Source organism: Lentilactobacillus parakefiri, assembly GCF_002157585.1.
GTDB lineage: Bacteria > Bacillota > Bacilli > Lactobacillales > Lactobacillaceae > Lentilactobacillus > Lentilactobacillus parakefiri.
Genome location: NZ_BDGB01000044.1, coordinates 162,899 through 176,363 on the forward strand (window position 1 = coordinate 162,899; position 13,465 = coordinate 176,363).

Consider the following 13,465-nt stretch of genomic DNA (forward strand, 5'->3'; position numbering starts at 1 on the left):
TTGAAACGTTGAAAACACTGAAGGTACTAGTTGTATGGACTTGGGCGGCGATCATTGATCTCATCATCTTTGAGCTGCCGATTTTGGCCGCTACGCCAATTACACCCCACGGAACGGCCCGGTTTCAGTCAAATACCGCCACAATTGATACGGCTCAATCACCGGCTAGGTATCGATCAATTTGGCTGAATGCCATTCAAACTTGGAATCGAACTGGGGCATTCACATTTCAACCTGATAATGCCAACGATGCTCAAGTGACTGTCAAGGTATCTCCTTCGCTTGGCAATGCTTATACCGGGATGACGTATCTTACAATCGATAACCAAGGATATATTGACAAAGTTGAATGTGATATTAATAATGTGACCTTGAGGAATTTTCATTATACTAGGTCGGAATGGGTGAACGTTGCCGAACATGAATTGGGGCATGCAATTGGCTTGAACCATAACCCGGCTAAGGCAAGCGTGATGTATGCGGCAAATCGGGTTTACAGTATTCAAAACGTTGATGTTCAATCCGTTAAAGCACTTTATTCTGAGCAACCAGACCGAGTTTCTGCCGGCGGCCATACTGTTCAATTCTATGATCCGACGCTCAATGTTCAAACTCAGCAGACAGTCAGGCACTTCCCAGCGATTGGTCAAGTGACAAACTATCATGTAGTAATTCCTAATCACTGTCCATCACTCGTTGCTCATGTATGTGACGTTAATCAGGTCTTACTGAAACTCATCGGTTCATAAGGGGGCCCTTTTAAGATAATTTGGGTTTTCCTTTATTTTCTGTCATAATTAGGCGTAATATTATTCCGTAAGTATTGAATTGGGAGGCAATCACCTTGGAGAATACTAATATTCTCGAACGGCCGTTCATCACGATCACAAATTTAATCTGGAGCTTTGACCACACCACCAACCAGGTCAACCTGCTATTGGTGAAGCGGGACAATCCGCCTTATAGCGGCTATTGGGCACTTCCCGAAACCTTTATGCGCGAAAACGAGAGTGCTGAAGAAGCGGCATTGCGCTTGGTTCGTGAAAAAATCGGCATGGATTTAACGGGTAGTCACACCGAACAGTTGGCAACCTTTACTAATCCGCGGCGAACACCTGGTGATCGGGCAATTTCTCTGGCCTACATGACTTTTCTGCCGGATAAGCCGTTGCTCAAGGCCGGCTACGGGGCTTCAGATGCTCGTTGGTATACCATGGGTTATACTCAGCGGGCGTATTCCTTTGGGGACGGGGAGCGCTTGTTTCACACCACGCAGATGCCCGTTCAGCGTGCCTATTATGACAGTTTTGACCGTGACCAGGTCAAGGCAGGCCAACACTTGGCGTTTGACCATGAGTGGATTTTAAAGGTTGCTTGTGATCGAATTCGCAATAAGCTGGATTATCAACCGAACGTTTTGTTAATTTTAGGCTCGAGTTTTACCCTCAAGAATGCACGGCGGGTCTATTCACCGTTTCTCAAAACGCCGGTCAGCGACATTGATAATTCAAACTTTAAGAAGAGTCACCAGGAACTGTTCACGGATCTCGGGACTTCTGAAGTGAAGGGACCCGGTCGGCCGGCCCGCTTATACAAACTGGCCCATTTAATTACGTAAATTCTTGAAATGAGCGTCGTTTGGTTGTAGGGTAGAATAAAAGTTGGGAATACTTTTATTTTATGAATATAAAAGTTAAAGATACTTTAAATCTAAAAGAAAGAGTCGGATTAACATGAATAATTTATCAATGCTAACTGATCTATATGAATTTTCAATGGCCAATGGTTACCGTCAGACCATTACTGATGAGCAGGGCGTTTTTGACGTCTTCTTCCGCAAAGTCCCCGATAACGGCAGCTTTGTCATTGCCGCAGGACTGGAGCAGGCGGTTAAGTCACTGCAGAACTTTCAATTTGACGAAAGTGACATTCAATACTTACGCTCACTGAACTTGTTTCAGGAGAATTTTTTGACTTATTTAAAAGATTTCAAATTTGATTGTCGAGTGGCTGCTATCCCTGAGGGGACGCCTGTCTTTTCACGTGAGCCATTGTTGACCATTCAAGGGCCACTGTTGCAGACTCAACTGTTTGAAACGATGCTTTTAAATATTTTGAACCACCAGTCGCTCATTGCGACTAAGGCGCGTCGAATTACTTACTCCGCCGGCGATCGGCCAGTCATGGAGTTTGGGGCAAGGCGGGCTCAGGGACCTGACAGTGCAACCTATGGTGCCCGGGCTGCGGTAATTGGTGGCTGTACCAGCACTTCCAACGTTTTGGCTGCCAAGAAGTTTGGCATTCCGGCAGCCGGAACCATGGCCCACGCCTGGATTGAATCATTTCCAGATGAATTGACTTCCTTTGAAAAGTGGGCTGCTGTCTATCCTGATAATGCGGCCTTATTGGTCGATACCTACGATGTTTTGAAGTCGGGGGTTCCAAACGCCATTAAGGTCTTCAAAGAGTTGAAAGCAAACGGCCACAAACCGGTGGGTATTCGAATTGATTCTGGTGATATTACCCAGCTTTCCAAGGCAGCCCGGAAGATGCTCGATGAAGCTGGTCTTCCAGAGGTTAAGATTACCGCATCAAATGCGTTGGATGAAAACGTTGTGGCCTCACTGCTTCATGAAGGCGCACCACTGGATAACTTTGGGATTGGTGAAAAATTGATTACCAGCGCTTCCTCACCGGTTTTGAGTGGCGTGTATAAACTGGCCGCGGTCATTGAAAAAGGCAAGCTGATTCCCAAAATGAAGGTTAGTGCCAGTCGTGAAAAGGTTACCTTACCAGGCCTCAAGCAAGTTTATCGACTATATGAACCGGGAACTGACAAGGCTTTCGCTGACGTGATTGCCTTGAGTGATGAATCACTGGATCAGCCAATCACGGTCGTGAAGGCTAATCCGCTGGCGACAAAGCGTGAACAACGAATCGAAAAGTTTGATGCCAAACCACTCCAGAGTGAAGTCTTGGATGGCGCAACCTTGAAGATGGCATTTCCGGGTGTTTTTGACATTCAAGCCTACTCCAAACAAAAACTGACTGAGATTCCGGCTGCCACTCAACGGTTGATCAACCCAGATGAATTTCCAGTGTATGTCACCACCAAATTGGCTGGGTTGCAGGAGCAGCTGTTGGAAGCCGATGCCCCACAGTTGGGTTAGGTTAACATAACAAAAGCGGCGATAAAGCGGCTAGTTTCCAATATTTTCTGCAAGGTATTATTTGAAATACTGAAGTGAGGGTGAGACAGTTAATACGCTGTTTCACCCTTTTTTTGTGCATTCAGTGATCCAATCCTTGAACGAATAATTGATAAGTACATATGTCACCCCGAGATATGAGATGGCGTTATAATACCACTGTAAACAGTTACATGTGGATATGCTTTTAGGAGGGCATATGGTATGTATTATTCTAATGGTAATTATGAAGCATTTGCCAAGCCTAAGAAGCCGGCGGGGGTTGACCAAAAATCGGCTTATTTGATTGGCTCGGGTTTGGCGTCACTTGCCGCAGCCGTTTTTCTACTACGCGATGCGCAAATGCCTGGCGAAAATATCCATATTTTAGAGGAACTGAATCTTCCAGGCGGCAGTATGGATGGCATTTATAATCCTGACAAAGGCTATATTGTCCGTGGCGATCGGGAGATGGAACAGCATTTTGAAACTTTGTGGGACTTGTTTCGATCAATCCCCAGTCTGGAGAACCCTGACATTTCAGTATTGGATGAATTTTATTGGTTGAACAAGGATGATCCGAGCTTCTCACATGCCCGCGCAATCGAGAAGCGTGGCCATCGGATTCCGACCGATGGTAAGTTTACGCTATATTCCCGCTGCTAATTGGGTGATTTCAGCAACCACCACGTTCACAGATGACCGGGTTGTGCCTTACATTGAAAGGATTACCAAAAAGGATCCGCATAGTGGTCAGTTGGTTACCAGCGGACCAGTGTCGATTCGTGATTCCAATTGGCTGATGGGGTTGACGGTCAGTCGTCAGCCGCACTTTGCCCAGCAGAAGCCAAATGAACTGGTTGTCTGGACTTATGGCCTATTCTCAGATTTGCCAGGTAACTATGTTCAAAAGAAAATTGCTGACTGCTCAGGAATTGAAATCTGCGAGGAATTCCTCTATCACGTCGGCGTGCCTGAGGATCAAATTGAAGACATCGCTCGTTCTGCCAATACGATCCCGGCACATATGCCATATATCACCTCGTACTTCATGCCACGGCAGGCGGGGGATCGGCCGCTGGTTGTTCCAGCGGGCTCAACGAACCTGGCATTTATTGGGAATTTTGCCGAGACTAAACGCGATACCGTCTTTACTACCGAATTTTCAGTTCGGACGGCGATGGAAGCTGTTTACCAGCTGTTGGATGTCGATCGGGGCGTGCCTGAGGTCTTTGATTCATCGTTTGACATTCGCCCAATTCTCAGTTCCGTCTATTATTTGAATGACGAAAAATCACTGTTGGAATTACCGTTGACGCCACCTGAAAAAATCGTCGTTCAGCGGTTGTTAAAGCATGTTAAAGGAACCTATTTGGAAGAAATTCTTAAGGATCAAAAACTCATCTAAGGAGATGGCAGGGATGAAAGCACAATCAATCATTTGTGGCGGCTTACTATTTGTAGTCGGTGTCGCAGTGGGGATGCATGCGGATCATTTTGCTCATGAAATGCACCATATGCATCATCATGGACCACATACAGGATCAGGACATTTCCACCATGATCAGCCATTTGAAGATATTGGTGATCTGCCCTATGTGCGGGAAACCCGTTCCAATGGGGAAGGACTCCGTAATGAAATCTAGGCGGTGAAGTACCGTTGCTTTTAGTTGAAACCCGTCAATGGGGAACTAGGTTGTGTTCCTCATTGACGGGTTTTGTTCTGGGCCCTAACTGGGCTGATTTGCACTCTACTTTAAGGCTTTTTTAAGTTTCCCCTGCTAGCATTGTAAACGTTGGTCAATTGCCTTACAGTAGCATTTCAGGTATGGTTGTTGAATTGATTAAAAAGTGTAGAATCAACACTGGATGCTAATTGATAAAGCCAGACGCATAATAATGATAGAATAATAGTAAATACAGACGATAATGGGGTTAATTACACTATGAAAATTTTAGTTGTCGATGATGATAAAGAAATTGCTCAACTTTTGGAAATTTATATTCGAAACGAAGGCTATGAGCCAGTTTCCGCCTACAGCGGTCAAGAAGCCTTGACTCGTCTGCGGACTGAATCCGACATTGGCTTGATGATTTTAGACATCATGATGCCCGGGATGAATGGCATTGAAGTGGTCAAGGAAGTACGCAAGGATTCTCAGATTCCGATCATCATCTTGTCTGCGAAGACTGAAGATATGGACAAAATTCAAGGGCTAATCAGTGGTGCCGACGATTACGTCACCAAACCGTTTAATCCCCTAGAAGTCATGGCGCGGGTTAAGTCCCTGCTGCGACGCACAGAAGAACACGTCACCAATGACACACCGGATGTCTTGGACATTGGTCCTTTGACCATTAATAAGGATTCTCATGAAGTCAAGACCATCACCGGCACACCGATCCAGTTGACTGCTTTGGAGTTTGGCATTTTATACCTGCTTGCCAGCCACCCCAACCGGGTCTTTTCAGCTGACGAAATTTTCGAGCGGGTTTGGCGCCAAGAAAGTATTGTTTCTGCCAAAACGGTTATGGTTCATGTGAGCCACCTGCGTGACAAAATTGAAGAAGCCACTAACGGCGAGAAGGTTATCCAGACCGTCTGGGGCGTCGGCTACAAGATCGAGTCCCATTAAGCCAAATCAATTTTGAAATGGGGGATGTTCCATGAAGCTGACAGGTCGCGAGAAAACCGAACTGTTTCTGGAAGGAATTGTCACGGTGATTTTACTATTACTGCTCAACCTTTCAGTGATTATTTTAATTAATCAATCAATCTCCACCAATCCAGGGTTGCGGGATGGAATCTTCATCATCAAGCGGTCAATTCTAATTGGCCCGGACCACATGCACCTTTGGAGCTGGGAAAACATCTTCATTGTGTTAATGCTGCTGTTTGACGGCGCCGTGGTCTATTGGCGGCTCATTAGACGTTATCACCAAATGCAGTTGCGCCACATTATCAGTGAATTGCACTATATTGCCAACGGTCATTTGAATCACCGAATTCCCTTTAAACTCAGTGGTAACACACAATCCGTAGTTGAAAGTATTAACGCCTTGGTTGATAGTGTCATCAAGTCAATGGACGAGGAACGAGCAATTGAAAGTTCCAAGGATGAGCTGATTACCAACGTCAGTCATGATCTGCGGACGCCGTTAACCTCTATTTTGGGGTATTTGGGCTTGATTCGTGATAAGCAGTATCACAGTCAGGAAGATCTGTTAAAATACACGGAGATCGCTTACCTGAAGGCCAAGCAGATGAAGTCTCTGGTTGATAATTTGTTTGAATACACTAAAGTCAAACAGACTGGAACGCCACTTTCCATCAGTAAGATTGACTTGAACCAAATGATGGAACAATTAGTTGCCAGTTTTGAACTGGAAGCTGATAAAAGTGGCCTGGCAATCTCTGTTCAAGAAACTGGCAAGCCGTTATACATTGAGGCGGACGCCGAAAAGTTGGGGCGGGTTTTCAATAACTTGATTTCCAACGCCATTAAGTATGGGAAGGGTGGCCACCACATTTATTTGAGTGCCGCGGTCGGCCAACCTGGTGAAGTTGTCATTCATGTTGCTAATGATGGGCCTGAGATCCCCCCAAAATCGCTTGACCAAATTTTTGAGCGGTTCTATCGGGTTGAAAGCTCTCGTAACAAGGACACTGGGGGCTCAGGCCTGGGTCTGGCAATTGCTCAAAGTATCATTGATCTGCATGGCGGCTACATTAGTGTCAGCTCGGATGAAGGGTTGACGACCTTTGCGATCCATCTGCCAGTTCAGCATGGTGATAAGCTAAGCAAAGTTCCCCAAAGAAAAATTGCTGAATAGAAGGAGAATTTTATGAAGCATCGAGTCAGATTTTTAATAGCCTTGGTGGGCTTTTTTTGCGTTCTAGCACTCTCTGTGAACGCTGATGCTAAAACAAAAGTGATCCCAGAGCCAACAATTGCCGCCAAATCGGCAATTGCCGTCGACGCTGATAGTGGCCAGATTCTATACCAGAAAAACGCTAACCAGCCCCGAGCGATTGCCTCAATTTCTAAGTTAATGACCGTTTATATCGTTCATCAACAAATCAAGGCCAATAAACTGGCTTGGAACGACAAAGTCAAAATTTCCGCTGAGCTTGCCAAATTAAGCACTGCATCCGGGCTGACCAACGTTCCTTTAACGGCTGGCAAAGCCTATTCGGTTCGTCAATTAGTGAATGCGACTTTGGTTGAGTCGGCAAACGCGGCTGCTTTGGCGTTGGGGCAGAAAGTGGCTGGCACTGCAACCAGGTTTGCTGCTTTAATGAACAAGACCGCCCACCAAATTGGCATCCATGATGGTCATTTCTATAATGCGTCTGGACTGACCAATAAGTTGACTGGCAAGCTGGCTTTAAAACACGTCAATGCCAGCGCCGAAAACTTACTGTCGGCAAGCGACATCGCCCTATTAGCCCAAAAACTGTTGCAGACATTTCCTCGAGTGATCGATATCACCAAGAAAACCAGTTCAACGTTTTATGGCACCACTATGACTGGACACAATCAATTGCTTGGCAACCATAACCTGGGTCAAGGCGTTCGCGTTGATGGGCTGAAGACTGGAACCTCTGACAAGGCAGGGGCCAGTTTTGTCGGTTCCGCAACCGCAAATGGTCATCATCGGATTATCACAGTGGTCTTAGGCGCCAGAAATAAGAGTGCCTCTGACCCGGCCCGATTTATTCAGACAGCCAAGCTGATGAAGTGGGTCTACGCCGCTCACCAACCCATTAAACTATCTGCTAAAACGGGAATTACTGGAATTGGTAAGGCACAAATTCCAGACGGTAAACAGACGACGGTTCTACCGGTCGTCAAGACCACTCACTGGGTTTGGGCCAACAACGGCACCTCTGCCAAGCAGATTCGCGGCCAATATGTTAAAAAGCCTGCCAAATTAACGTCGCCGACTAAGAAGGGAACCTATGTTGGCTATGCTCAGCTGAGTATTAACGGCAAACGATTGCAATACATTGGGCACTCGGCGGGTAAGCTGATGATGGTGACCAATCAGTCTGTGAAAAAAGCCAATTTCTTTGTTCGCCTGTGGCGCGCGATATTGAGGCTGTTTTAGAATTCAATTACACAAAAGGTGTTTATTAATTGAGTCATATCCCATATAATTGTACTTGGATTGTGTTTACATTATTTTTACACACATTTCAAGAATGTGTGAGATGGAGGAATCCTTTTGGAAAAAGCTATCGCAAAATCTAGGGAGAAGCTGCCATATTGGCGGAAAATTCTTGACGCTTCTTTACCAGTAGATTTGAGTTATATTCCAATTGGGCTGGCATGCGGTATTTTACTGAACGCATCCGGCTTTAATGTTTGGACCACCTTGATGGTTTCAATCATGGTCTTTTCTGGTGGTGCTCAATTCTTGATTGCGTCTCTTCTGGCCACCAACGCGCCGATGCTTTCGGTGATTTTAATGATGTTCTTCCTTGAACTGCGGTATGCCTTGCTGGGGTCCAGTCTTTCAAAGTATCTTCATGGCGAGTCATTAGGGTTTACCGCGTTATTTGCGGCATCAATGAATGATGAAAACTACGCGTTGAACTATTTAAAATTTTCGACAGATAAGAAGTTCACCCCGCGTGAGGCACTGCATGTTGAACACATGACGCTGGTCTTTTGGACGATTAGTAACATTATCGGCAGCCTGATTGGTTCTGCCATTAACATCGATTTAACAATTGTTCATTTTGCCTTAACCGCGCTGTTCCTGTACATGATCGTCGTGCAGTTGAAGAACGGTTTGATTATTGTAATTTGTATTTTGTCCGGATTTTTGGCAGCATTTTTCATGGTGTTGACCAAGTCCACGCTGGGGTTGGTCCTGTCCACTTTGGCAGCCTCCTTTATTGGCTTTCTGGTGGAAGCGACGATCAGAAAGTATAAGCCTAAGAGTGGTTGGCTGCGGCCAATGAAGAATCCGGCTGGATCACCTGAAGACGCCGAAGAAGACGCTGATGACTAGGAGCTATCTTTATGGAATGGAACACAACACAGCATGTATGGTTAATCTTGGGGTGTTTTTGCGTGGCTTTTGCACCGCGGCTGATCCCCCTCATGTTTTTCCGTACCCGAAAAATTCCAGATTGGTTTAACGAATGGATGAGATACGTGCCAATTTCGCTTTTCACAGCTTTGGTTGTGAAGGACATTTTTATTTCGCCTGAATATACAGTCACCATCGTCAACCGCGCACCTGAAATGATCGCAGCTGTGATCGTGATTGGGATTGCCTATTGGACGCGTTCGATGGCGATTTCGGTGGTTTTGGGGCTGGTTGCCGTATTCTTGCTAGCAATGGTGGTTTGACTACCTACATACAAAGAAGGTCGAGGGATAGCAGTTAGTTATCTCTCGGCCTTCTTTTAGTTGTGATTATGCATTGTGGGAATCTACTTGCCTGCATTTTTACAATAGAATTCTTCTTTTAATTTTTTCAGTTGGGTTAGCCACCACCAGACCAAAATCGTCTGGGCTCAAGTGTTGGTCGACCCGCATCCCGTTTTGAACCAGGATGGTGTACTGATAGTTTTCTTTAATAGCAATATCCATGAACGGATCAATCAAGTCCTGATCCATGCGGCCATTGATGTACAGGCGATACTCAGGATAGTTTTCCAAAATCTTGGTGACCATTTCAGCTGTTCCGGCTTGCTGGAGCTGGCCGATGGTGAGTGCCAACGCGACCCGTTCTCTAAAGTTGCCTAGGAATGCCCGTTTCTCGTCGGGCTTAATCTGCGGATTGCCAAACATATGCTGCTTAATATAGTCTTCTGAACTGTCAGCCATTTTTATGCCCCTTTCAAATCTTTAAAATTAATATAACAAAGATTTTGATCAAAGTCTCGATCCGTCATTTGTTATAATAGTTCTTAACGATTGTTTTTCCAAATATCGTGAATGTTGACATTTCAGTGACAATGTCAATTCGGGAAAAATGTTATAATAAATGAGAACAAACTTTATTGGGAGGGCTTCAATTTGAAAAAATGGATCTGGATTGTAATCGCCATCGTGATCGGTGCATCGGTTGGTGGTTACGCATACGCCCGTCATAGTCAAAACGAAAAAATTTACGCTGAGGCTATGCAGCGAGGCCGCCTTCAAATTTCGAATAAAAAATACACCGCTGCCGAGACGTCATTTACCAACGCACTAAAACGTAAGCCAAATGACGATCAGGCAGATAAGGTACTGAACCAGACACAATCGTTTATTTCTGCCAACGATTTATTTAATGACCTCAAATTTGGTCAGGCAAAGAGTGAGTATCAGTCAGTTGTTGATACCAAGAAGGGCAATGAACTGCTGTCTGATCGCGCCAAGGCAAAAATAACCAAGATTAAGGGAATTCAAAAGAATCGGCAAAATTACAACAAGATTTATAATCAGGCACTGGATCAGGCGGGTGATGGGCAGTATACCGAGTCCAATAGTACGCTGGATAAGATTTTCTCTGATAAATCAATCCATCAAGCCTATTACGCTGACATCTTGAAGAAGGCTGAGACACTGCGGGACAAGAACAATGATGCCATCAGCGGCAATTCATCATCCAGCTCGAACAGCTTTGAATCCAGCACTTCTGATAGCAGCACTAACAATAATCCAAATGTTTCCGGTAGTAAGGGTGCCAGCTTGACCTCCGCTGAAAAGAAGGCCGCCGCCGCTTATAAGGGCTCAAATGAGTACACGGTGACCAAGGGCGACCGCGATCTTGATGGCAAGCCAATTACGGCAGCTCAAGTTACTCGTGCCAGAAAGCAAATTAGTGCCGCTGGCGTGGACTCAAATGCAATGAGCGATCAGGATGTTAGAAATGTGATTAAAGGCGCTCACAAGAATGGCGAAACGATTGGCCAGTATGTGAAAGCTCGATATTAGTACGAAAGAGTGGGACATCAAGCGGTTAGCTTCCAGAATATAAGCCGGTAATCCGAATATCCCGGGTTTGAATATTTGGATTGCCGGCTTATATGGCCGGAAGCTGCTTGATTTCCCACGTTTTTGCACGGTAATAGCAATAGGTATCAAGCGCAAGTGAGGCAGTGGATGCTTGCGTCCCGTCCACTACTTAGAAATATTAATACTTGTGAGAAACCGTTTTCTAAGAGTAAAATTATTTTTAACTTAGGAGCCACGAGGGGGTTGGGTATTTGTCAATTTGGGCAAGATTTGTTAACAACGTTCCACTTAGAAGATTTACGGTGTTGATGCTGGTCATTTTTGTGTTTTACGTGACGCGAAGCATGATTAGCACTGTGTTATTGACGTTTATCTTTTGTCTGCTGGTCGTTAAGCTCACTAATGCGATTCGCAGACACGTTAAGATTCCAGCCGGGATTATTGTTACGGTTGTGTATCTGTTGGTCATTTTGGGCCTGTACTTTGCCGTCACCAAGTATATCCCTAAAGTTGCCGATCAAACCATCCGAACGACACAAGATATCATCCTGTTTTATACCGATCCCAAGAATCTACCGGATGATACAACCATGCAATGGCTGAATGAGCTGATTAAGCAAAGTAATATCATGGCACAAATGAAAAACGGGGTTTCTCTCGTTTGGAAATACGTGACGGGCGTCGGCACAATGGGCATCACGTTGTTTCTCTCGATGATTTTGAGCTTCTTTTTTGCGATTGAGCAGCGAACAATGACCAGATTCTCCAAGTTATTTCTTGAAAGTGACTTTGGCTGGTTTTTCCAAGACCTCTACTTTTTCGGTAAAAAATTTGTCTCAACCTTTGGAGTGGTGATTGAAGCCCAATTTTTCATTGCAATCTGCAATACAGTTTTAACAACAATTGTGATGGCATTCATGCATCTGCCACAGTTGGCAGCTTTGGCACTGATGGTCTTCATCTTGAGCCTGATCCCAGTCGCCGGGGTGATTATTTCATTTGTTCCATTGTCTTTAGTTGGCTATTCAGTTGGCGGACTCAACGATGTCTTTTATCTGTTGATCACGATTATCGTCGTGCATGCGTTTGAAGCATACGTTTTGAATCCTAATTTTATGGCTTCCAAGACGAACTTGCCGATCTTTTATACCTTCGTGGTCCTTTTGATCGGTGAGCATTTCTTTGGCATTTGGGGTCTGATCTGCGGGGTGCCGATCTTCACCTTCTTCCTCGATATTTTGGGAGTTAAGAAGCATGAAGGTCAACTCAAGCAGGTCGCAAATAAGCCGGGGGAACCGTAGAAACCGGATTCACATTATAAAGATTTCACAATTAGGCTGAAAAAGTTTTCCATTTGGTGTAAAATCAATCTGATAGAGATAAAGAAAGAGGTAATTATATTGGCAAAACTTGTGTTAATTCGTCATGGTCAAAGTGAATGGAACTTATCTAACCAGTTTACTGGTTGGGTTGACGTTGATTTGAGTGAAGAAGGAGTTAAGCAAGCCATCAACGCTGGTAAATTAATCAAAAAGGCCGGCATTGAATTTGACTTCGCATTTACTTCAGTATTGACTCGTGCCATCAAGACATTGCACTACGCTTTGGAATACTCAGACCAACTTTGGATTCCAGAAATCAAATCATGGCGTTTGAACGAACGTCATTACGGCGCCTTGCAAGGCCACAACAAGAAGAAGGCTGCTGAAAAGTATGGTGACGAACAGGTTCATATCTGGCGTCGTTCATACGATGTTTTACCACCACTTCTGAAGGCCGACGACGAAGGTTCTGCCGTTCATGACCGTCGTTACGCCAACCTTGATCCACACATCATCCCTGGTGGTGAAAACTTAAAGGTGACCCTCGAACGAGTAATGCCTTTCTGGGAAGATGAAATTGCACCTAAGTTGCTTGACGGCAAGAACGTTGTGATTGCTGCCCATGGTAACTCACTGCGTGCCCTTTCAAAGTACATCGAAAATATTTCCGATGAAGACATCATGAACCTTGAAATGGCTACTGGTGAGCCAGTGGTTTATGACTTTGATGACAAGCTCAATGTTCTCAGCAAGACGAAGTTAGACTAATTCAATTATATTTGAAGAGGCTGGGACAAAAGTCCTAGTTAACGCAAAAAAGCTTCGGAAATTTTTCCGAGGCTTTTTTGCATTTTATGTAGCACAGAGAATTCAACTCTGCTATTCTTAAATCGACAAAAACCCAAGGATAGGAGTGAATCTCTATGTACAAACATTATAACAATAATCAAACCAATTTAACATTACCACTGGAAATTTCAATTTCAGAAACGCA

General features: G+C 44.8%; 13 protein-coding genes and 1 pseudogene. 13 read left to right on the forward strand and 1 reads right to left on the reverse strand.

Going from position 1 to position 13,465, the window contains the following annotated elements; all coding sequences use genetic code 11:
* Nucleotides 1-8 precede the first annotated feature (8 nt).
* The 10 genes and pseudogenes from LPKJCM_RS04810 (at nucleotide 9) to LPKJCM_RS04855 (ending at nucleotide 9,553) form a co-directional block, all read left to right on the forward strand.
* Complete coding sequence (locus LPKJCM_RS04810) at nucleotides 9-749, forward strand: matrixin family metalloprotease (RefSeq protein ID WP_057962447.1); 741 nt, start codon at nucleotides 9-11, stop codon at nucleotides 747-749.
* A 95-nt stretch (nucleotides 750-844) separates the two neighbouring features.
* Entirely contained in the window at nucleotides 845-1,618 is a 774-nt protein-coding gene (locus LPKJCM_RS04815; protein WP_087069559.1) for an NUDIX domain-containing protein, read from the forward strand.
* A 109-nt stretch (nucleotides 1,619-1,727) separates the two neighbouring features.
* Complete coding sequence (locus tag LPKJCM_RS04820; protein ID WP_174659007.1) at nucleotides 1,728-3,170, forward strand: nicotinate phosphoribosyltransferase; 1,443 nt, start codon at nucleotides 1,728-1,730, stop codon at nucleotides 3,168-3,170.
* Between the two features lie 243 nt (nucleotides 3,171-3,413).
* Nucleotides 3,414-4,596, forward strand: a pseudogene (locus LPKJCM_RS04825) (oleate hydratase).
* A gap of 13 nt (nucleotides 4,597-4,609) precedes the next feature.
* Nucleotides 4,610-4,834: a hypothetical protein gene (locus LPKJCM_RS04830; protein WP_057962445.1), complete on the forward strand. Its 225-nt coding sequence runs from the start codon at nucleotides 4,610-4,612 to the stop codon at nucleotides 4,832-4,834.
* Between the two features lie 300 nt (nucleotides 4,835-5,134).
* Complete coding sequence (gene croR, locus LPKJCM_RS04835) at nucleotides 5,135-5,824, forward strand: response regulator transcription factor CroR (protein ID WP_013727423.1); 690 nt, start codon at nucleotides 5,135-5,137, stop codon at nucleotides 5,822-5,824.
* Nucleotides 5,825-5,855: 31 nt separating this feature from the next.
* Nucleotides 5,856-7,022 carry a sensor histidine kinase gene (locus LPKJCM_RS04840; RefSeq protein ID WP_057962444.1) on the forward strand — a complete coding sequence of 389 codons (1,167 nt, stop codon included), beginning with the start codon at nucleotides 5,856-5,858 and terminating at the stop codon, nucleotides 7,020-7,022.
* A 12-nt stretch (nucleotides 7,023-7,034) separates the two neighbouring features.
* Nucleotides 7,035-8,300: a D-alanyl-D-alanine carboxypeptidase family protein gene (locus LPKJCM_RS04845; RefSeq protein WP_057962443.1), complete on the forward strand. Its 1,266-nt coding sequence runs from the start codon at nucleotides 7,035-7,037 to the stop codon at nucleotides 8,298-8,300.
* A 117-nt stretch (nucleotides 8,301-8,417) separates the two neighbouring features.
* Nucleotides 8,418-9,209 (forward strand): AzlC family ABC transporter permease, encoded by a 792-nt coding sequence (locus LPKJCM_RS04850; RefSeq protein ID WP_057962442.1) that lies wholly within the window; start codon nucleotides 8,418-8,420, stop codon nucleotides 9,207-9,209.
* A gap of 11 nt (nucleotides 9,210-9,220) precedes the next feature.
* Complete coding sequence (locus LPKJCM_RS04855; RefSeq protein WP_013727427.1) at nucleotides 9,221-9,553, forward strand: AzlD domain-containing protein; 333 nt, start codon at nucleotides 9,221-9,223, stop codon at nucleotides 9,551-9,553.
* 99 nt (nucleotides 9,554-9,652) lie between these two features.
* Here the strand turns inward: LPKJCM_RS04855 and LPKJCM_RS04860 are convergent, their stop codons facing one another.
* Nucleotides 9,653-10,033, reverse strand: a complete 381-nt coding sequence (locus LPKJCM_RS04860; RefSeq protein ID WP_057962441.1) for a YueI family protein — start codon at nucleotides 10,031-10,033, stop codon at nucleotides 9,653-9,655.
* Nucleotides 10,034-10,225: 192 nt separating this feature from the next.
* Between LPKJCM_RS04860 and LPKJCM_RS04865 the strand changes: the two genes are divergently transcribed.
* From LPKJCM_RS04865 to LPKJCM_RS04875, 3 genes are all read left to right on the forward strand, one after another.
* The gene (locus LPKJCM_RS04865) at nucleotides 10,226-11,128 is read left to right on the forward strand and encodes a hypothetical protein (RefSeq protein WP_057962440.1); all 903 of its coding nucleotides are present in this window, start codon (nucleotides 10,226-10,228) and stop codon (nucleotides 11,126-11,128) included.
* Between the two features lie 329 nt (nucleotides 11,129-11,457).
* Entirely contained in the window at nucleotides 11,458-12,450 is a 993-nt protein-coding gene (locus LPKJCM_RS04870; RefSeq protein WP_174659008.1) for an AI-2E family transporter, read from the forward strand.
* A 99-nt stretch (nucleotides 12,451-12,549) separates the two neighbouring features.
* A complete protein-coding gene (locus LPKJCM_RS04875) occupies nucleotides 12,550-13,239 on the forward strand; it encodes a 2,3-diphosphoglycerate-dependent phosphoglycerate mutase (protein WP_057962438.1) in 690 nt (229 codons plus the stop codon).
* Nucleotides 13,240-13,465: the final 226 nt, after the last annotated feature.

Excerpts from the sequence above, each read along its gene's own strand:
- LPKJCM_RS04830 (WP_057962445.1), top strand. The coding sequence starts at position 4,610 with ATGAAAGCACAATCAATCATTTGTGGCGGCTTACTATTTGTAGTCGGT.
- croR (WP_013727423.1), top strand. The coding sequence starts at position 5,135 with ATGAAAATTTTAGTTGTCGATGATGATAAAGAAATTGCTCAACTTTTG.
- LPKJCM_RS04840 (WP_057962444.1), top strand. The coding sequence starts at position 5,856 with ATGAAGCTGACAGGTCGCGAGAAAACCGAACTGTTTCTGGAAGGAATT.
- LPKJCM_RS04845 (WP_057962443.1), top strand. The coding sequence starts at position 7,035 with ATGAAGCATCGAGTCAGATTTTTAATAGCCTTGGTGGGCTTTTTTTGC.
- LPKJCM_RS04855 (WP_013727427.1), top strand. The coding sequence starts at position 9,221 with ATGGAATGGAACACAACACAGCATGTATGGTTAATCTTGGGGTGTTTT.
- LPKJCM_RS04860 (WP_057962441.1), bottom strand. The coding sequence starts at position 10,033 with ATGGCTGACAGTTCAGAAGACTATATTAAGCAGCATATGTTTGGCAAT.
- LPKJCM_RS04870 (WP_174659008.1), top strand. The coding sequence starts at position 11,458 with ATGCTGGTCATTTTTGTGTTTTACGTGACGCGAAGCATGATTAGCACT.